Raw genomic sequence first — 19,312 nt, forward strand, 5'->3', positions numbered from 1 at the left:
CGCGCCTGCGTCCAGCGCGGGTGATCAACTGTCGGGTTCACATTTGCATAGAAGCCGTACTCATCTGCCGCAATGCTCTGCCAGGTCGTCTTCGGCTGCTCGCTGACCAGACTGATACGCACGATGGATTTGACGCTCTTGAAGCCATACTTCCACGGCACCACCAAACGCAGCGGCGCGCCATTCTGGTTCGGCAACTCACGGCCATACATGCCTACCGCCAGAATCGCCAAGGGATTCATCGCCTCATCCAGTCGCAGACCTTCTACATAAGGCCAATCGATCAAGGCAAAACCAGAACGCTGGCCAGGCATGGTTTTGGGATCCTGCAAGGTTTCAAACCGGATGTATTTGGCATTGGACGTCGGCTCGACCTGCTTGAGCAGCGCCGAGATCGGAAAGCCAATCCACGGAATAACCATCGACCACGCCTCGACACAGCGCAAACGATAGATACGCTCCTCCAACTGGTAAGGCTTCATGAAGTCTTCCAGCGCATAGCGCCCTGGCTTACCCACCTCCCCGTCGATCACTACGCTCCATGGTTCGGTTTTCAGTGAGCCGGCATTAGCTGCCGGATCACCCTTGTCGGTTCCGAACTCATAGAAGTTGTTGTAATGGGTGGCGTCTTTATAAGGCGTGATCGCCTCATCCTTAACGTTGACTGCTCCCCATTTAGTAGAGGACAGCTTGTCGTTAAACCAGGCAGGCGCTTTACCGGGTTCAACATCGGCGTACCGAGCGGCATCCTCGGCATTGGCCCAGCGCGGCAGGCTACTGACGACAAGTCCGGCAGCAGTAGCCCCCAACAATTGGCGGCGAGAGAGATAAATGGCTTCAGGCGTGACATCCGACTCGTGGCAGTCGGACGCTTTGGGGACTTTGATCAACATGGCAACTCCGCAGCTTTGGAGGACTGATGCACCCATAGACTGCGGAGTATGCGGGAAATTACATCACTCGGCTTTTTTGTGCCGACGAAGATGCAACAGGTACTGCACCGGGCCAGAAGCGGCGTAGGCGAGGAACACCAGCAGCAGAATGCGCGGTGGATCGCTGAAGACCACGGCGAACACCAGCACCACCGCAAGGATCGCCACGAACGGCACGCGACCTTTCAAATCCAGCTCCTTAAAGCTGTTGTACTTGATATTACTGACCATCAGCATGCCGGCCGCCGCAACCATCAGTGCGACCAGGAACGACATCTTCGAACCTTGAATGCCGTAATCGCTGAACGCCCAGACAATACCTGCAACCACACCGGCAGCCGCCGGACTGGCCAGACCGATGAAGTAGCGCTTGTCAGCCGTACCCACCTGAGTATTGAAGCGCGCCAGACGCAACGCCGCGCCCGCAACATAAATGAAGGCGACCATCCAGCCGACCTTGCCCATGTCACCCAGCGCCCAACCGAATGCCAGCAACGCCGGTGCAACGCCGAAAGCGACCATGTCCGACAGCGAGTCGTACTCGGCGCCGAAGGCACTTTGCGTATTGGTCATGCGCGCCACGCGACCGTCGAGGCCGTCGAGCACCATGGCGACGAATATCGCGATCGCGGCGAACGCGAAATACTTGCTCGCATTGGCTGAGTCGCCAGCGCTTAGAGCAGCCTGAGCGCTCATGGAGTTGATGATGGAATAAAACCCTGCGAACAGGTTCGCAGTGGTGAACAGATTCGGCAGCAGATAGATACCACGATGCCGGACTTTACGACCTTCTGCGTCGTGCCCTTCTTCGATGTGTTCATCGATGGGCAGCAGGCTTTCGGCGTCAGAAGCCTTGTTCGGCTCTTCGGGACGTTCGCTCATGGACATTACCTTGCAACGGTTTGGAGAAATTTCGACAGGTGCTTGAGGACGACAGTTCGGCCACAAACGCTGCAGCTTTATACCAGAACCACACGCTCAAACGAAAAAACGCGGCCGAGGCCGCGTTTTCCGTACAAGAAGGACGACTTAGTTTTTGGCTTTGTCGACGATCTTGTTGGCACCGATCCACGGCATCATGGAGCGCAGTTGCTCGCCGATGACTTCGATACCGTGAGCGGCGTTGTTACGACGCTTGGCGGTCATCGAAGGGTAGCCGGTTGCGCCTTCGCTGATGAACATTTTGGCGTATTCGCCATCCTGAATACGTTTCAGGGCGTTGCGCATGGCCTGACGGGACTCGGCGTTGATCACTTCCGGGCCAGTCACGTACTCGCCGTATTCGGCGTTGTTGGAGATCGAGTAGTTCATGTTGGCGATACCGCCTTCGTACATGAGGTCAACGATCAGCTTCAGTTCGTGCAGGCACTCGAAGTAGGCCATTTCCGGCGCGTAGCCAGCTTCAACCAGGGTTTCGAAACCGGCTTTTACCAGTTCAACGGTACCGCCGCACAGTACGGCTTGTTCGCCGAACAGGTCGGTTTCGGTCTCGTCCTTGAAAGTGGTTTCGATGATGCCGGTACGACCGCCACCAACACCTGCCGCGTAGGACAGTGCAACGTTTTTGGCGTTGCCCGAGGCGTCCTGGTAGATCGCGATCAGGTCAGGGATACCGCCACCCTTCACGAACTCGGAACGTACGGTGTGACCCGGAGCTTTCGGCGCGATCATGATCACGTCGAGGTCGGCACGCGGAACAACCTGGTTGTAATGGATCGCGAAGCCGTGGGAGAAGGCCAGGGTGGCGCCTTTCTTGATGTTCGGCTCGATTTCGTTTTTGTACAGGGAGGACTGGAACTCGTCCGGGGTCAGGATCATGACCAGGTCGGCAGCCGCAACAGCGGAAGCAACGTCGGTCACTTTCAGGCCGTGAGCTTCAGCTTTGGCAACGGTGGCCGAACCTTTACGCAGACCAACGGTAACGTCGACACCGGAGTCTTTCAGGTTGCACGCTTGGGCGTGGCCCTGGGAACCGTAACCGATGATGGCAACTTTCTTGCCCTGGATGATCGACAGGTCGCAGTCTTTATCGTAGAAAACTTTCATGAATTTCCCCTTTATATCCAGGCCGTTCAGGCCATTCGCTAATTTGGTTTAGATGCTGAGTACTTTGTCGCCGCGGGCAATGCCGGTCACGCCGCTACGGACGGTTTCCAGAATCGATGCGGTGCCGATGGACTGAATGAAGCTGTCGAGCTTGTCGCTGGTACCGGTCAATTGAACGGTATACACGCTGGCACTGACATCGACGATCTGTCCACGGTAAATATCGGTGGTGCGTTTGATCTCGGCGCGCTGGGCGCCAGTGGCCTTGACCTTGACCAGCATCAGCTCGCGCTCGATGTGAGCGCTTTCCGACAGGTCCACCAGCTTGACCACTTCGATCAGCTTGTTCAGGTTTTTGGTGATCTGCTCGATGACTTCATCGTGGCCCACAGTGGTCAGCGTCAGACGCGACAGGGTCGGGTCTTCGGTCGGGGCCACGGTCAGGCTTTCGATGTTGTAGTTGCGCTGCGAGAACAGGCCGACTACGCGAGACAAAGCGCCGGGTTCGTTTTCCAGAAGCAAGGAAATAATGTGCCGCATGATTAAGTACGCTCCGTCTTGCTCAGCCACATATCGCGCATCGAGCCGTCTTTGATCTGCATCGGATAGACGTGCTCGCTGGTGTCGACCGAAATATCGATCACGACCAGGCGATCCTTCATGGCGAACGCTTCTGCCATCTTCGACTTCAAATCTTTCGATTCGGTGATGCGTACGCCAACGTGGCCGTAGGCTTCAGCCAGCTTGACGAAGTCAGGCAGCGATTCCATGTAGGAGTGCGAGTGACGGCTGCCGTAGCTCATGTCCTGCCACTGACGCACCATCCCCAGAACACCGTTGTTCAGGATGACGATTTTGACTGGCAAGCCATACTGCAGGCAGGTCGACAGTTCCTGGATGTTCATCTGGATACTGCCTTCGCCGGTGACGCAGGCAACGTCGTCATCCGGGAAGCTCAACTTGATGCCCATGGCCGCCGGGAAACCGAAGCCCATGGTGCCCAGACCGCCGGAGTTGATCCAGCGATTCGGCTTGTTGAACGTGTAGTACTGCGCAGCGAACATCTGATGCTGACCCACGTCGGAGGTGATAAAGGCATCGCCCTTGGTCACTTCGCAAAGGGTTTCGATCACGGTCTGCGGCTTGATCAGGCTGCCGTCGCCCTTTTCATAAGGGAACAGGCCTCGATCACCGCGCCATTCATCCACCTGCTTCCACCAACTGGCCACGGACTCCTTGTTCGGGGTCTCGCCGATTTCCTTGAGGATCGCGACCATTTCGGTCAGGACGCTCTCGACCGGACCCACGATTGGCACGTCGGCCTTGATGGTCTTGGAAATCGAAGCCGGGTCGATGTCGATGTGGATGATCTTGGCGTTCGGGCAGAACTTCGCCGCGCCGTTGATCACGCGATCGTCGAAACGCGCGCCGACCGCGAGGATCACGTCAGCGTGGTGCATCGCCAGGTTGGCGGTGTAGCTGCCGTGCATGCCGAGCATGCCGATGAACTGACGATCAGTCCCCGGGAAACCACCCAGGCCCATCAAGGTGTTGGTCACGGGCAGGTTAAGCATTTTCGCCAGTTCGGTCAGCGGTGCGGAACCGTTGCCGAGAATCACGCCGCCACCGGAGTACATGACCGGACGCTTGGCCGCCAGGAGCATTTCTGCTGCCTTGCGGATTTGCCCGGAGTGACCGCGAACGGCCGGGCTGTAGGAACGCAGCTTGGCTTTCTTCGGGAAGATGTATTCGAACTTCTCGGCCGGGTTGGTCATGTCTTTCGGGATATCGACCACGACCGGGCCCGGACGACCGGATTGCGCCAGGTAGAAGGCCTTCTTCATGACTTCCGGGATTTCCGAAGCGTGCTTGATCATGAAGCTGTGCTTCACGATCGGCCGGGAGATACCGATCATGTCGGTTTCCTGGAACGCGTCGGTGCCGACCATAGTGCTTGGCACCTGACCGGAAATGATCACCATTGGAATCGAGTCCATATAGGCGGTCGCGATACCGGTAATGGCGTTTGTGGCGCCAGGACCGGACGTCACCAATACCACGCCGGCTTTACCGGTGGCACGGGCATAACCGTCAGCCATATGGGTTGCCGCTTGTTCGTGACGAACCAGAATGTGAGTCACTTCCGGTTCTTTGAACAGGGCATCGTAAACATGCAGGAGAGCACCACCCGGGTACCCGTAGATATATTTGACGCCTTCGTCACGCAAAAAGCGGACGAGCATCTCACCGCCAGATAAAAGCTCCACGTTGTTCACCTCTAAAACGCCAGAATACCGTCCACAAAAAAGGGGCGGGTCTTAATAGGTTTACTTCTCGGCAGAGCATGAGCGACGGTGGTCGCCGACTACGTCAGCACTGACTGAGCAAGTATTGGGATCGTCCCAAGTGTTGCGGGCCTTTCCCACCCAGCGCGAGGTAACGCGTTGCGGGTGTAACAGGTCGGCGCGGATGTGCGCCTCATGATCTACCGAGTGGGTCTGCTTCTGGCAGTCCCTCTACAGCGGACTTTGGATTCTTCTGTTTCGCCCTCTCCAAGTCAAGTCGTCTATGTGGTTAATTGTGGGTAAGCACATGAGAACGCAAGAAAAAACCTGAAAACCGCTACTCTGTTAGTGTCAATTGCGCAATTTTGCCAAGGAATCAGCATGCGAACGCTCCTCCTTACTCTGCTGATCGGCCTAAGCCCATGGTGCATGGCCGCTCAAATCTACAAATGGGTCGATGCTCAAGGTGTCACGCACTTTGATGCGCAGCCGCCGCAGGGTCAGCCATCGACGACAATGCAGACGCCCTCCTCGCCTCCGCCGAAGCCGGCGGCAATGCCGGGCAGTGGCGTGCTTGGTGATCAGAAGGCGATTGATGACAAGGTGAAGAAACAGGTCGCCGACCAACAGGCACAGCTCAAGCAGTTTTGCGAGCAAGCACGCACGAATCTGGCGCAATTGCAGAACAACCCACGATTGAGGGAGGAAGTGGAGGGACAGTTGCGGAGGCTGGATGATGCGCAGCGGCAGGAGCGCATTGTCGAGGCGCAGAAGCAAATCGCGCAGAATTGTGAATAGACACCTGTAGGAGCTGCCGCAGGCTGCGATCTCCTGATTTTGCTTTCAAAAACAAGATCAAAAGATCGCAGCCTGCGGCAGCTCCTACCTATCCGGTGTCAGTCTGGCTCAGCGCGAGGCAGTGATCAGCAGGTCAAACTCTTTGAGCAGCACCTGCAACCGACGATCCTTGCCACCCAGGTTGCGCTGGGCGAAGACCATTTCGGCCATTTCCTGAATACCCGAGGCATTCGGCAACGGCAGATCCTGCTCGAGGATCATCTTCATGCGAGGCAGGAAGATCCATTGCAGCCATTGCTCGAAGTCCAGCGTATCGACCGAAAACGGCTCGACACTGCTCAACGCTTCGGCCGACGGCGAAACTTCGTCCCACCAACCCTGAGTGCGCAGTTCACGCTCGATCAGCAATAGCTGATCGGCGATTCTCGGGAAACGAGCATCCATCACAGTGAAACCTTGGCCTTCTGACGGGCCAGAGCAGCACCGGCCGAGTCGCCTTGTTTCTCACGGGATTGAGCGATGATTTCCCACAGGCTGGCTTGCAGGTCAGGACGACCGTTGGCCATGGTCAACGCGCGGCGGGCAAACTGCTCGGCTTGCGGCGCATCACCTTGAGCCATGCGCACCTGCGCCAGACGATAAAGCACTTGCGGCTCACGCGGCGCAACGCGCTGTGCACGTTCAAGGCTGGAAGACGCACCGTTGAGGTCGCCACCGGCCTGTTGCTGTTGCGCGGTGGTCAGCAAAGCGAGAACCGGGCCGTCAAGTTGCTCATCGGCCGACAAGCCGCCGCCACTGCTGGCGGAAGGAATCCCGCTTGGCGTGGATGGCATGCTGTAGCTGCCCGTGTTGACCGGCGCCGAGTCAACCGCTGAAGGGTTGTACGGGCCCGCCGTGATACCACCGGATGCAGGGCCCGGCACGATCGGCGAAGAGCTGATGGGCGCGGACGTTGTCGCGCCGCCACCCGGCACCATGACCACCACGCCAGTATCACCTTGCGGGATCGCTTGAGTTTGCGCTTGCGCAGGACGCTTTACGGTTGTTTGACGGAAACCGCCATTGGCCGAAATGCGCTCGCTGTTGGACACCGCTGTACCGGAATCAACCACCGGAATCGAACCACGCTGTACGGTAGAGCAGCCGCTGAGCAAAGCCACGGCGGTCACCGCTGGAATCAACCACTTGTTCACTTGAAACCCTCTTTGCTTAATTCATCCAGCCCTTGACCCAATCCATCACCGACTCGCCGGAAGCAGGCGTTTCGCTTGCACAGGCAGCGCCGGGTGGCGGTTCGCTGCCGCGAATATACGGCATCTGTACCGCCCCCGGGCAGTTGGCATCGGAGCCCTGCCCGGTACGTGAATCGACCCATGCCTGCACGACGTTGTCCGGCTGCGGCATGTCCAGCGGCAGCGGATCGGCCTTGCGCATGAAACTGGTCCACACTTGCAACGCACCGGTGGCACCGGTGAACGGCGTCTTGCCATTGTCATCGCGGCCCAGCCAGACCACTGCCAGCAAGTCCTGACTGAAACCGGCGAACCAGCTGTCACGGGAATCGTTACTGGTACCGGTTTTGCCGGCCAGTGTCAGAGTCTTGGGCAGCACGTTATAAACCGAGCTGCCGGTACCTTCACGCATCACGCGCTGCATGGCGTTCTGGATCAGATAGATGGACGCCGGATCGAAACGCTGTTCGATCTGGAAAGGATAACGCTTGAGCGGTTCGCCCTCAGCGGTCAGCACGCTGCGAATCCCGCGCATCGGCGTATTGAAACCACCGTTGGCCAGCGTCTGGTACATGGTCGCGACTTCGATCGGGGTCATGCCACCGGCGCCCAGCAACATCGACGGGAATGCCGGGAACTCACGCGTCACGCCCAGACGACCCAAGGTCTTGAGCACGTTAGGCACGCCGACTTCCAGACCCAGACGCGAGGTCGACAGGTTGTAGGAATGCGCCAGGCCTTGATAGAGGAACACGGTACCGTGGGAGCGGCGGTCATAGTTCTGCGGTTTCCACACCTGACCGTTCGCGCCTTTGACCGACAACGGATCGTCGGACAGCCAACTGGTCAGTGTGTACTGGCTCGGTTTTTCCAGCGCGGTCAGATAAACCGCCGGTTTGATCAACGAACCGATCGGCCGCACCGCGTCCAGTGCGCGGTTGAAACCGGCATAACTGGCCTGACGGCTGCCGATCATCGCCTGGACTTCACCGGTTTCCGGATTGGTCACGACCATCGCCGCTTCGACATCATCGGAGCCTTTACGCCCGGACAGACGCTTAAAGGTGTCGTTGACCGACGCCTCGGCTTTCATCTGCAGGATCGGGTCGAAGCTGGTGAAGATGCGCAGGCCTTCTTCGGTCAAGTCTTCGTCGCGGTAGTCTTCACGCAACTGGCGCTTGACCAGATCGATGAAGCCGGGGAACGAGCTGTCGGCGAGCTTGCCGCGCGTGGTCACACCCAGTGGCATTTTCTTCGCCGCTTCGACCTGTTCGGCCGTCGCCACGCCTTGCTGCTCAAGCACATCGAGCACCAGGTTACGCCGCTCCAGCGCGCGCTCAGGATTGCGACGCGGGTTGTAGTAGGACGGACCTTTGACCATGCCGACCAGCATCGCCACCTGATGCAGCTTCAGCTCGGACAATGGCTGGCCAAAGAAGAACTGGCTGGCCAGACCGAAGCCGTGCACCGCACGTTGACCGTCCTGGCCGACAAAGACTTCATTGAGGTAGGCCTCAAGGATTTCCTTTTTGTCGTAATGCAGTTCCAGCAGCATCGCCATCATCGCTTCGGTGAGCTTGCGGCTCAGGCTGCGTTCGTTGGTCAGGTAGAAGTTTTTCACCAACTGCTGGGTCAGCGTACTGCCGCCCTGCGTCATCTTGCCGCCAGAGGTATTAACCCAGACTGCGCGGGCAATCGACTTCGGCGACACGCCCCAGTGGCTATAAAAGTCGCGGTCTTCGACAGCGATCAGGGTTTCGAGCAGATACGGCGGCACCTGATCGAGTTTGATCAGAATGCGGTCTTCGAGATTTTTCGGATAAATGCCGCCGATCATCAGCGGTTCAAGGCGCACCACGGACAGCTTCGACCCGTTGGTCGCCGACAGCTCAGCGACGTAATCACCAGAGAAACGCACGCGCACCGGCTGCGGTTTTTCCAGGCCTTCATAGAACTGGAAGCCACGGGTATTCAGATCGACCGTATTGCCACTGACGGCTGCGGCGCCGGGGCCATTGCTCACGGCTTCGCGGCGATAGCCGAGGGCATCGAGTTCGGTAAGGAAGTCGTCCTTGCTGAGCTTTTGTCCGACGAACAGCTCGAGCGGCCGCGCGTAAACCTTGGCCGGGATGGTCCAGCGCTTGCCGGAGAACTTCTCCTGCACCACGGCATCGAGGTAAACGGCGAAGCCGGCCAGCACCACAAGGCCGACCAGACTGAGTTTAATGGCCCAGCTCAACCATGGGCTGAGGCCCTTGGAGGGTGGTTTTTTCTTGGTACGGGGGGATCGAGTTCGAGTCATGGCGGCGGATTATACGCACTTTATTCATACTCAACAGGAGCGCTCCGAGGTTTGCGTCAGGCTGGCGAGCGGCCATAATGGCGACCTCGAATTTCCCCCAGTCTCTGAAGGATCGCCCGTGAGCCAGTCACTGATCGCTGCCCTGCAAAACCCGGCCCTCTACCCGCACCCTGTCGAAGGGTTTCAGGTCATCGAAACGCATATCTCGTGGGTGATCCTCACCGGTCCCTTCGCTTATAAAGTGAAAAAACCGGTTAACTTCGGCTTCCTCGACTTCACCGGCCTCGAATCACGCGCACATTTCTGCGCTGAAGAGCTGCGTCTGAACCAGCGCCTGACTGATGATTTGTATCTGGAAGTGTTGCCGGTAACTGGCAGCGTTGAAGCACCGCAACTGGGCGGCGACGGCCCGGCCATCGAATATGTGCTGAAAATGCGCCAGTTTCCGCAGACCGGTTTGCTCAGCACCCTGCAAGCCAACGGCGAGCTGACCACCCAGCACATCGACGAGATGGCGCAGCAGATCGCTCACTTCCACCTCACGGCGCCAAAAGTCCCCGCCGAACACGACGCAGGCACCCCGGACAGTGTGATGGCGCCGGTCTCGCAAAACTTCGAGCAGATCCTGCCGTTCCTCAGCGACAAAAACGATCTGCTGCAACTCGATGCACTGAAAGCCTGGGCCGAAAGCAGCTTCGAGCGTCTCAAGCCACTGTTCGCGCAACGCAAGGCCGAAGGTTTCACCCGTGAGTGCCACGGCGATATCCACCTGGGCAACGCCACGGTCATTGACGGCAAAGTGGTGATCTTCGACTGCATCGAGTTCAACGAACCGTTCCGCTTCACCGACGTCTGGGCCGATACCGGTTTCCTCGCGATGGACCTGGAAGACCGTGGCCTGAAATCCCTGGCTCGCCGCTTCATCAGCCAATACCTGGAGCAGACCGGCGATTATCAAGGTCTGGAAGTGCTGAACTTCTATAAAGCCTACCGCGCACTGGTTCGCGCCAAGGTTGCACTGTTCAGCATGCCGGCGGACGCGTCCCCGGTGCAGCGCGCCACCACCCTGCGCCAATACCGCAACTACGCCAACCTGGCGGAAAGCTACAGCACCATTCCTTCGCGTTTCATGGCGATCACCCACGGCGTTTCCGCTGTCGGCAAGAGCCACGTGGCCATGCGCCTGGTCGAAGCGCTGGGCGCGATTCGTCTGCGTTCGGACGTAGAACGCAAGCGTCTGTTCGGTGAGCAGACTGTTGCCAATGATGTGCAGGCCGGCATTTACAGCGCCGACGCCAGCGCCGCCACTTATGCGCGTCTGCATGAGATCGCGGAAGTGATCCTGCACGCCGGTTTCCCGGTGGTGATCGACGCGACTTACCTCAAACGCGAACAACGCGACAACGCGGCGAAGATCGCCGAAGCCACCGGCACGCCGTTCCTGATCCTCGACTGCAACGCGCCGCAAGCGGTGATCGAGAGCTGGCTGGCGATTCGTCAGGCGGACAAACAGGATCCGTCCGACGCCACACTGGCCGTGATCGAAGCGCAGCAGGCCAACCGCGAAGCGCTGACACCAGAAGAAATTCTGCGCAGCAAACGCGTGCAGACCAATGAATCCGGAACCCTGGACACCGTGGTCGCGCAGATCCGTCAGCGCTTGCCGGGCCTGTAAGAAACTATTTCGGCCGTGAAGCCCTCCCTCGCTTCACGGCCGTCAAATAGTGGCACTATACTGGCGTCATAAAACCAACGGTGATATGACATGAGCCAGCCGAAACTTCTCGACACCCCGCTATATGCCTTGCTGCACAAAGACGACATCACTGGCTTCAACAAGGAGCGTCCACAGGACGGCCCGATCGATATGGTCGGCGGCGATTTCCGTGGTCTCGATCTGCGTGAACTGAATGCCGATGGCGTGGATTTCCGGGACGCGTACTTCCGATCCGCCGATTTGCGCGGCATCGATTTCCGTAACGCATCGTTGGAAGGTGCAAGCCTGGCCCATGCGCAGATTTCCGGGGCGTACTTCCCGCCGGAGCTGAGTGCCGACGAGATTCTGATGTCGATGAATTTCGGTACGCGTTTGCGTTATCGCACTCGCTGATATAACCATCTAGCGCCTGCCCCTGTAGGAGTGAGCCTGCTCGCGATAGCGGTTTAACATTCAACACATGTGTGCCTGGCAGTCCGCTATCGCGAGCAGGCTCACTCCTACATTGATATGTGTGTTTCCCCCTCCTTTCTGCGTTCGCAGCCCTTTTCTTAGAAGCGTTTGCGTTGAATCCGACCAAACAACCACGCTTTTCCTACTGATGGCTACACTCCTGAGAAGCTCGCCCACGCACCATTCGGCCGTCGCAAGGAGGCTTGATGAATGATGAACTGCAACACCTGAAGAATCTTGGCAAGACGTCGGCGCAATGGCTGCATGCCGTGGGCATCCACAGCGCCTCCGACTTGCGTCGCCTGGGCGCGGTGGACGCCTACCGGGCCGTGCGTACCCGCGGGTTTCGCGCATCGAAGGTGTTGTTGTATGCGATCGAAGGCGCGCTGATGGATGTGCACTGGAACGACATCCCCGCCGAACGCAAGGACGCCCTGAACAAACAGCTTGAAGCCATCTCCTCGCGCCACAAGAACTGAACGGGCATAGACCGTCATGTATTTACTGGGGGAACAATCGGCTCACGTCGATGCCTTGATCAACCGTTTGCAGAGCTTGCCCGCGCTGTGGCTGCGCGATCTGTTGCCTTGCGGGCCGGTTCTGCAACTTGAAGCGACGGACGATCTGATACCGCAGTTACCCGCTGATCAGTTGTTTCTGCTCAATGACGGTGTGATCAATGGCTGCATCGGAACCCGGCCACTGTTTTATTGGCAGGAGGGCGATGTGATCGGCCTTCAGCAGGGAGACGACTGGACGGATTGCCGCTTATGCAGTGAGGGCACGTTACGTTTGACGCCCTATCGACGTCCGGAAGTCTTCCAGCATTTATTTGCTGACTCTCGTCGGGCAGAACAGTTTCTCGAGTATCTGCTGGGGCAAGTGGCGATCCTTGCCCATGCTGTCGCGGAACTGAAGCCGCGAGAGTTTCGCAGTACCAACGGTTTTAAACGGGTTGAGGCGGGGGAAACACTGATCAACCAGGGTGACGCTGCTGACCATGTGTTTGTGATCATCGATGGGCATGCCGAGGCGTTTGTGGACGGACTTAAGGTGGGAGACGTGGCCAAGGACGAGATTTTCGGGGCCATGGCCGTGTTTACCGGCGAGCTGCGCAATGCCACGGTCATTGCCCGGGAGCCAAGTACGGTGATGCTGATTCCCGGTGAGCAATTCTTGAGCATGACCCGCACCAATCCAAAGATCGCACACAGCCTGATCGAGAGCATGGCCCGACGAATCGGCCAACTGAACAAGCAAGTCACCCAATTGAGCGCAAACAAAAGCTAAGGCCACGCCCCTTGTTTTCGAGCCATTGCGGCCATTTCCAAGTCTAATTCAAAGAAATGAGAAAACAGTTGTTGACGCGGTAATGAGAATCGCTATGATTATCACAACTGGTCGCGAGATCAGTCGATATTCTGAAAGCCCTTGGTTCGGACTCTCAGATTATCTCCTCATCAGGCTAATCACGGTTATTTGACCCGGTTTTTACCGGGTCTTTTTTTTGCCTGTAGAAAAGTCATTTGCCGAACTGTTTGCGCATCTGTTCGCAGTAATCCTGTTTTGGTGTAGCAGGCGTATACCAAACGTAATCAGCCATCGCCGCGGTCACTTCGCCGCCCTGCTCTGCCAGCATCAGCACTGTCGGTGACTCAGTGGCGCCCAAATCCACAACGTGCAGCGGCACGCCAACATCCTTGCGCGCATGCCACGCACCGGCCAGCAACAGAACTGGTTTCGGTGCAGCCAACAAGCGTTCGGCCATCCGCCGATCACGTTGTTGCTGAACGGCGAGCATCGCCGGCATCTGTGATTCAGGCAGTAAACCGCAGTGAGATTCAGCGATCTGTTCCAGCAGCGTTTCTTTCACCGACGGCACGTTACTGTACGCACCGTTCATAACGGGAGGATTGCGGTAAAAGGCGCGGATTTCGCTGCTTTCAAGATTGGCCGCCAGCAGCGGATAAGTTTGCGTAAGGGCGAAACGAATGATCGGGCCATAAAGGTTCCAGTCCCAGCCATCCTGCCAAGCCAATGCGCCAGGGAGGTCAGCGGGTGGCGTTGTCGCCTGGCGCACTAGATCAACGCGAGGCTGCTGATCTGGCGTGAGCATTTCCAGGAGCAGGCTACCTTGCGGCCGCTGCTCACCGAGCGAGCGCAACAACCACAATTGCGCTGCGTGATGATCGGCGTTGTCATGCTGTTCACCGATAATCAGCCGTTCAGACTCGACAAGACGCGTCAGCAACTGCTGTGCCGTCAGCACTTCACCGCTGCGCAGATCGCGAATCTCGCCATTGATCGGCGGCGGCGCCAGAGCATGCTGACACCCCGCAAGCAACACCACCGCCAACAGCCACAAGCCACGCATGCAATCACCTCAATGATCCAGTCAGCGGGCGATAATCAGCGGATGCCCACGCTCCGGGTGCGGCTGCACCAGCACTTCCAGACCGAACACAGCCTGGAGCGTGTCCGGACGCAAAACCTGCTGCGGTGTATCCAACGCCACCGGCCGCCCGCCCTCAAGCAGCAGAATGCGGTCACAATAACGCGCCGCCAGATTCAGATCATGCAGGATCACCAACACCGCCGCGCCGCGATCGGCAAACTCGCGCACAGCCTGCAGCGTCGTGTGCTGATGCAGCGGATCAAGCATTGACGTCGGCTCATCCAACAGCAACGTCTGCCCGGCCTGACCAGGCCAAAGCTGCGCCAACACCCGCGCCAGATGCACACGCTGACGCTCGCCACCGGACAGCGCCAGATAACTGCGCCCGCTCAAGTGTCCGGCATCCGCCGCGGCCAAAGCCGCCGCGATGATTTCGTCGTCACGCACCCGACCGCTTTGATAAGGCAAGCGGCCCATGCCGACCACTTCTTCAACGCGAAAGGCGAAATCCAGGGTCGACACTTGTGGCAACACCGCCAATCGTTGCGCACGCTGCGGGCCAGTCCATTGACTCAATGCCTGCCCGTCGAGCGAAACCTCGCCCGCACTCGCCGCCAACTCACCGCACAAGGCGCCCAGCAAGGTACTTTTGCCAGCGCCGTTCGGCCCAAGCACACCGAGCACTTCGCCCGGTTCAAGTTGCAGCGTTACATCGCTGAGCACTGCCTTGCGCCCACGCTGGATGTGCAAATTTTGCGCACGCAACATCAGGCGCGTCCTCGCAGCAGCAGATAAAGGAAGAACGGCGCACCGATAAACGCGGTGACAATACCGATCGGCAACTCCGCCGGTGCCAAGGCCAAACGCGCGACCAGATCAGCCAGCAACAACAGACTCGCCCCGGCCAGCACCGATGCCGGCAGCAGCACTTTGTGATCCGGCCCCGCCAGCAAGCGCACCAGATGCGGCACCACCAGCCCGACAAAACCGATCATGCCCGCGGCTGCCACCGCTGCGCCAACACCCAGCGCCGTGCAGAACACCAGTTCACGCTTGAGCCGCTCGACATCAATGCCCAAATGCCCAGCCTCGGACTCCCCGAGCAGCAAGGCATTCAGCGCTTTGGCGCGACGTGGCAACCACAACGCCACGCCGGCGCTGATGATCAGCAATGGCCACAGCCGCGCGTAACTGGCGCCGTTGAGACTGCCGAGGTTCCAGAACGTCAGCGTACGCAGGGTCGCGTCATCCGCCAGATAAGTGAACAGGCCGACCGCCGACCCGGCCAGCGCGGTCAGGGCAATACCCGCAAGCAACATGGTCGCCACATTGGTCTGACCGTTACGGCGACCGAGGCGATAAACCAGCGCCGTTACCCCGAGGCCGCCGAGGAACGCGCAGGCCGACAGCAGATACGGCCCGAACCACTCCGGCAAGCCACCAAAAAACGAACAACCGACAATCGCAATCGCCGCACCCAGCGCTGCGCCGCTGGAAACCCCCACCAGCCCTGGATCCGCCAGTGGATTACGGAACAAACCCTGCATCGCCACACCGGACAGCGCCAGCACACCGCCAACCGCCAACCCGAGCAAGGTTCGCGGCAGACGAATCTGCCCGAGGATCAGCTCAGCCTGCTCCAGACCGTCCGGCGCCAGCGGCACGCCGAGCATGCGCAACGCTGCGCGCAACGTATCGAACAGCGGCAGGCTCACCGGCCCCAGCGCCAATGACAGCCAGATCGCCAGCAGACAGAGAAGCGTCAGGCCAATGAACAAGCCACGGGGTTTGACCAATGTGGTCATTGGCCGCTCTTGGTCGGGTAGAAACCGTCAGACAAGGTTTTCAGCGCTGCCGGCAAGCGTGGTCCAAGACCACCAACCAACAGGGTCGGGTCCAGCTCCAGCACTCGGCCGGCCTTGGCCGCGCGACTTGAATTGAGAATCGGGTTTTCCTTGAACAGCGCCGCTTTCGCCGCGTCTCCGGTCAATGCACGGTCGGCGAATACCAACACTTCAGGATCGAGACTGGCGAGGGATTCCACGGAAAACGGTTTGTAACCGGTATGCGTCGCCAGGTTATGCCCGCCCGCCTGCTGCAGCAGCCAGTCGGCAGCGGTGTCCTTGCCGGCGATCAATGGCTTGCCACCGGCATGCCCGAGCAACAACAGCACACCCGGCGTTTTTTGTTTGGTTTGCACCTGAACCACCCGTGCCTTCTGCGCATCGAGTTGCTGTTGATAACTTTGCAGTAGCTGCTTTGCCTGGGCTTCTGTGCCGAGCAACTGGCCCAGATGGGTGACGTTTTTCTCCAGTGTCGGCAGATCCGGCTGAGCCGAGAACAACTCCACCTGAACCTTGGCGGCCTTGACCTGTGACAGCACCGGCGGCGGGCCCATTTCTTCGGTGCCGATAAGAATGTCCGGGCGCAGACTGAGAATGCCCTCAGCGGAAAGGCTGCGCTGATAACCAATGCTCGGCAGCGCCTTCAACGACTCCGGATGCTGGCTGGTGGTATCAACGCCGACCAGCTTCGACTCGCCGCCCAACGCACTGACCCATTCCGACAGCGCACCGCCGGCGCTGACCCAACGTTGCGGCAACTCGGCCGCGGCAGCCTGATGGCTGACGAACAGTCCGGCACACAGCACAACAACGCGGGTACTCAGGCGCATACACAGCTTCCTTGAAAGACGTTTTTCCCGGGCATCCGGATGGCAGGCCAAGTATCCTCGCCCCTGCCAGCCGCCCTGCGGACGAAGGCCGCCATTTGATAATTGTTTGCATTTAAACGTCAAGCTCGGACATATCCAGACACGAGCGGACATTAGAGGATAGCCATGAAGTTTCTCTGCACGGGCACTGAACTCGCCGAAGCGGCCAGCCGTGGCTTTGAAGTCGACGGGAACAAGCTGTTCGCCGTGCGCCGCAATGGGCAAGCGTACGTTTATCTCAATCGCTGCCCGCACCGGGGCGTTGGTCTTGAATGGCATCCCGACCAATTTCTCGACCCCAGCAACAGCCTGATCCAGTGCGCCACCCACGGCGCACTGTTTCTGATCGAGGACGGTGAATGCGTCGCCGGGCCTTGCGCCGGGCAATCACTCACCGCCATTGCGTGCCGGGAAGACGCGCAAGGCTTGTGGATCGATGTTTAACCGTTGAGCAGCACGTCGAGACGCCGGTCGATGACCATCTCTTCATGGTTCAAGCGGACGCCGTAAGCCAGCACTTCAACACCACACGCCACCGCTTCACGCAGCGCCTTGGCGTAGGCCGAGTCGATCTCCTCGGCCGGTCGCACCGCTTCAATTCCGCCCAGATTGACGCAATACAACTGCACCGCCCGGATCCCGTCACGAGCCAAATGTGCCAGCTCACGCAGATGCTTGGCGCCACGCTGGGTCACGGCATCGGGAAACGCCGCTACTGCCGTTCCGTCGAAGCCCAGGGTGACGCTTTTCACTTCCACATACGCCGGACCGCTTGGGTATTCGAGGCGAAAATCGATGCGGCTTTTTTCCTGCCCGTAGGCCACTTCGCGCTTCAACGCGGTAAAGCCGTTCAACTCAGTGATAACGCCTGCCTGCAACGCCTCCTCAACCAAACCGTTGGCCCGGGCGGTATTCACGCAAAACAAGCGGCCCTGCGGGGTTTCACCAATTTCCCAAGTGCCCGGTAATTTGCGTTTCGGGTCATTGGAGCGGCTGAACCAGACCTGTCCGCCCTCGACCTGACAATTGAGCATCGAACCGGTGTTCGGGCAGTGAATGGTCAGCAACTCGCCGCCAACGGTTTCGATATCGGCGAGAAAACGCTTGTAACGACGGATCAGTCGCGCCTCTTCCAGAGGGGGATAAAAGCGCATCAGCCTTGCCAGCTCTTCAAGCCACGTGCGATGCGCTCCACCGCCTCCTGTAGGCGAGGGAGGTTTTGCGTGTAGGCAAAACGCACATGATGACTGGCCTGATAGCGACCGAAATCCAGCCCCGGCGTGAACGCGACATGTTCGGTTTCGAGGAAATGTCGGCAGAACGCGAAGGCATCGCCGCCGAACTGGCTGATATCGGCGTACAAATAGAACGCGCCCTCAGGCTCCACGGCGATGTTGAAACCCAACTCGCGCAGGGCCGGCAGGAGGAAATCCCGACGACGGCCGAATTCCGCGCGGCGCTCTTCCAGAATCAAGAGGGTGCCCGGCTCGAAACAGGCCAACGCCGCGTACTGCGCCATGCTCGGCGCGCTGATGTAGAGGTTCTGCGCCAGTTTTTCCAACTCGCTGACCGCCGCATCCGGTGCCACCAGCCAACCCAGGCGCCACCCGGTCATGCCGAAATACTTGGAGAAACTGTTCAACACAAAAGCGTTGTCATCGACTTCCAGCACGCTGGCGGCATCGGTGCCGTACGTCAGGCCGTGATAGATCTCGTCCACCACCAGATGTCCATGCTTAGCCTTGATGGCTGTGGATAACCCGGCCAGTTCATCGCGAGTCAGAATCGTGCCAGTCGGGTTGGCTGGCGAGGCGACCAGTGCGCCGACGCTGTCGTGATCCCAATGGCGCTCGACCAGATCCGGGGTCAGTTGATAGCGCACGTCCGGACCTACAGGAACAAGCTGCGCCGCGCCTTCGACCAAACGCAGGAAGTGCCGGTTGCACGGGTAGCCCGGATCCGCCAGCAGCCAGTGTTTGCCGGGATCGACCAGCAGCGCGCTAGCCAACAGCAATGCACCGGAGCCACCCGGCGTGATCAGAATCCGTCGTGGATCGATGTTCAAGCCATAACGCGATTGATAAAACCCGGCAATCGCCTCGCGCAGCTCCGGAATGCCGCGCGCGGCGGTGTAGCGCGTCTTGCCTGCCGTCAGTGCCGCTTGCCCGGCACGGATGATCGGCTCGGCGGTGGTGAAGTCCGGCTCGCCGATCTCCAGATGGATCACATCGTGGCCTTCAGCCTGCAATTCATTGGCCCGCGCCAGCAGCGCCATCACATGAAACGGTTCGATCGCACGACTGCGCGCACTGTAGGGCTGAGCCATTGGTTTTCCTTCGGCAGGGAAAAAGAGACGATTCTACCCATCTGCCGGAACGAGCGAGAACCCGCAGCGGTCACAGCCTCAAGAACGCTGGACTGTAACGATATGAGCGTACG

The 19,312-nt window shown here is 59.0% G+C and carries 20 protein-coding genes (1 of these 20 running past the window's edge); 6 read left to right on the forward strand and 14 right to left on the reverse strand.

From position 1 onward, the window contains the following. The 5 genes from msrP to QOM10_RS24795 all read right to left on the reverse strand — a co-directional run. A protein-coding gene (msrP, locus tag QOM10_RS24775; protein ID WP_316917111.1) for a protein-methionine-sulfoxide reductase catalytic subunit MsrP crosses the window boundary here: on the reverse strand, positions 1-893 show its 5' portion. Its footprint begins 121 nt before the window's first position; only the first 893 of its 1,014 coding nucleotides appear in the window; the start codon lies at positions 891-893; its stop codon lies off the left edge, out of view. Between the two features lie 63 nt (positions 894-956). Beyond that, complete coding sequence (gene pssA, locus QOM10_RS24780) at positions 957-1,814, reverse strand: CDP-diacylglycerol--serine O-phosphatidyltransferase (RefSeq protein WP_016983477.1); 858 nt, start codon at positions 1,812-1,814, stop codon at positions 957-959. A gap of 147 nt (positions 1,815-1,961) precedes the next feature. Next, positions 1,962-2,978 carry a ketol-acid reductoisomerase gene (ilvC, locus tag QOM10_RS24785; RefSeq protein WP_007909969.1) on the reverse strand — a complete coding sequence of 339 codons (1,017 nt, stop codon included), beginning with the start codon at positions 2,976-2,978 and terminating at the stop codon, positions 1,962-1,964. A gap of 48 nt (positions 2,979-3,026) precedes the next feature. Next, positions 3,027-3,518 carry an acetolactate synthase small subunit gene (gene ilvN, locus QOM10_RS24790; RefSeq protein ID WP_003176102.1) on the reverse strand — a complete coding sequence of 164 codons (492 nt, stop codon included), beginning with the start codon at positions 3,516-3,518 and terminating at the stop codon, positions 3,027-3,029. A 2-nt stretch (positions 3,519-3,520) separates the two neighbouring features. Beyond that, positions 3,521-5,245, reverse strand: a complete 1,725-nt coding sequence (locus QOM10_RS24795; protein WP_093434972.1) for an acetolactate synthase 3 large subunit — start codon at positions 5,243-5,245, stop codon at positions 3,521-3,523. A gap of 399 nt (positions 5,246-5,644) precedes the next feature. On the opposite strand from QOM10_RS24795, the gene QOM10_RS24800 reads away from it, so the two are divergent. Beyond that, positions 5,645-6,061 (forward strand): DUF4124 domain-containing protein, encoded by a 417-nt coding sequence (locus tag QOM10_RS24800; RefSeq protein ID WP_095121820.1) that lies wholly within the window; start codon positions 5,645-5,647, stop codon positions 6,059-6,061. Positions 6,062-6,169: 108 nt separating this feature from the next. On the opposite strand, the gene QOM10_RS24805 is transcribed toward QOM10_RS24800, so the two are convergent. The 3 genes from QOM10_RS24805 to mrcB are packed head-to-tail and all read right to left on the reverse strand — an operon-like array spanning position 6,170 to position 9,595. Continuing rightward, positions 6,170-6,505 (reverse strand): YqcC family protein, encoded by a 336-nt coding sequence (locus QOM10_RS24805; RefSeq protein WP_316917112.1) that lies wholly within the window; start codon positions 6,503-6,505, stop codon positions 6,170-6,172. Then, complete coding sequence (locus QOM10_RS24810; RefSeq protein ID WP_316917113.1) at positions 6,505-7,254, reverse strand: tetratricopeptide repeat protein; 750 nt, start codon at positions 7,252-7,254, stop codon at positions 6,505-6,507. The genes QOM10_RS24805 and QOM10_RS24810 overlap by 1 nt, the downstream gene beginning before the upstream one ends. A gap of 16 nt (positions 7,255-7,270) precedes the next feature. After that, a complete protein-coding gene (gene mrcB, locus QOM10_RS24815; RefSeq protein ID WP_127929792.1) occupies positions 7,271-9,595 on the reverse strand; it encodes a penicillin-binding protein 1B in 2,325 nt (774 codons plus the stop codon). Positions 9,596-9,713: 118 nt separating this feature from the next. Here mrcB and QOM10_RS24820 point away from each other — a divergent pair, with 118 nt between their 5' ends. The 4 genes from QOM10_RS24820 (at position 9,714) to QOM10_RS24835 (ending at position 13,055) form a co-directional block, all read left to right on the forward strand. Beyond that, a complete protein-coding gene (locus QOM10_RS24820) occupies positions 9,714-11,270 on the forward strand; it encodes an AAA family ATPase (RefSeq protein WP_095121812.1) in 1,557 nt (518 codons plus the stop codon). 90 nt (positions 11,271-11,360) lie between these two features. Then, positions 11,361-11,705, forward strand: a complete 345-nt coding sequence (locus QOM10_RS24825; protein ID WP_007909940.1) for a pentapeptide repeat-containing protein — start codon at positions 11,361-11,363, stop codon at positions 11,703-11,705. A gap of 266 nt (positions 11,706-11,971) precedes the next feature. Next, positions 11,972-12,244 carry a TfoX/Sxy family protein gene (locus tag QOM10_RS24830; RefSeq protein ID WP_003228231.1) on the forward strand — a complete coding sequence of 91 codons (273 nt, stop codon included), beginning with the start codon at positions 11,972-11,974 and terminating at the stop codon, positions 12,242-12,244. 16 nt (positions 12,245-12,260) lie between these two features. Beyond that, positions 12,261-13,055: a Crp/Fnr family transcriptional regulator gene (locus QOM10_RS24835; RefSeq protein WP_127929794.1), complete on the forward strand. Its 795-nt coding sequence runs from the start codon at positions 12,261-12,263 to the stop codon at positions 13,053-13,055. Between the two features lie 232 nt (positions 13,056-13,287). Here QOM10_RS24835 and QOM10_RS24840 read toward each other — a convergent pair whose 3' ends face one another. Genes QOM10_RS24840 through QOM10_RS24855 form a run of 4 tightly spaced genes read right to left on the reverse strand, consistent with a single transcriptional unit; the run spans position 13,288 to position 16,834 of the window. Further along, positions 13,288-14,139, reverse strand: a complete 852-nt coding sequence (locus QOM10_RS24840; protein ID WP_316917115.1) for a ChaN family lipoprotein — start codon at positions 14,137-14,139, stop codon at positions 13,288-13,290. Between the two features lie 21 nt (positions 14,140-14,160). Beyond that, positions 14,161-14,928: a heme ABC transporter ATP-binding protein gene (locus tag QOM10_RS24845; protein WP_316917116.1), complete on the reverse strand. Its 768-nt coding sequence runs from the start codon at positions 14,926-14,928 to the stop codon at positions 14,161-14,163. After that, positions 14,928-15,911: an iron ABC transporter permease gene (locus QOM10_RS24850; RefSeq protein WP_316918397.1), complete on the reverse strand. Its 984-nt coding sequence runs from the start codon at positions 15,909-15,911 to the stop codon at positions 14,928-14,930. The genes QOM10_RS24845 and QOM10_RS24850 overlap by 1 nt, the downstream gene beginning before the upstream one ends. A gap of 50 nt (positions 15,912-15,961) precedes the next feature. Further along, positions 15,962-16,834: a hemin ABC transporter substrate-binding protein gene (locus QOM10_RS24855; protein WP_316917117.1), complete on the reverse strand. Its 873-nt coding sequence runs from the start codon at positions 16,832-16,834 to the stop codon at positions 15,962-15,964. A 165-nt stretch (positions 16,835-16,999) separates the two neighbouring features. Here QOM10_RS24855 and QOM10_RS24860 point away from each other — a divergent pair, with 165 nt between their 5' ends. After that, positions 17,000-17,317, forward strand: coding sequence for a Rieske (2Fe-2S) protein (locus QOM10_RS24860; RefSeq protein WP_127929798.1), 318 nt, complete (start codon positions 17,000-17,002; stop codon positions 17,315-17,317). Here the strand turns inward: QOM10_RS24860 and sfsA are convergent. Both sfsA and QOM10_RS24870 read right to left on the reverse strand, forming a co-directional pair. After that, the gene (sfsA, locus tag QOM10_RS24865) at positions 17,314-18,027 is read right to left on the reverse strand and encodes a DNA/RNA nuclease SfsA (RefSeq protein ID WP_316917118.1); all 714 of its coding nucleotides are present in this window, start codon (positions 18,025-18,027) and stop codon (positions 17,314-17,316) included. The two genes, QOM10_RS24860 and sfsA, sit on opposite strands and share 4 nt — an antisense overlap. After that, positions 18,027-19,199, reverse strand: a complete 1,173-nt coding sequence (locus QOM10_RS24870; protein ID WP_316917119.1) for a pyridoxal phosphate-dependent aminotransferase — start codon at positions 19,197-19,199, stop codon at positions 18,027-18,029. The genes sfsA and QOM10_RS24870 overlap by 1 nt, the downstream gene beginning before the upstream one ends. Between the last annotated feature and the right edge of the window lie 113 nt (positions 19,200-19,312).

This window comes from Pseudomonas sp. P108 (genome assembly GCF_032613195.1).
GTDB lineage: Bacteria > Pseudomonadota > Gammaproteobacteria > Pseudomonadales > Pseudomonadaceae > Aquipseudomonas.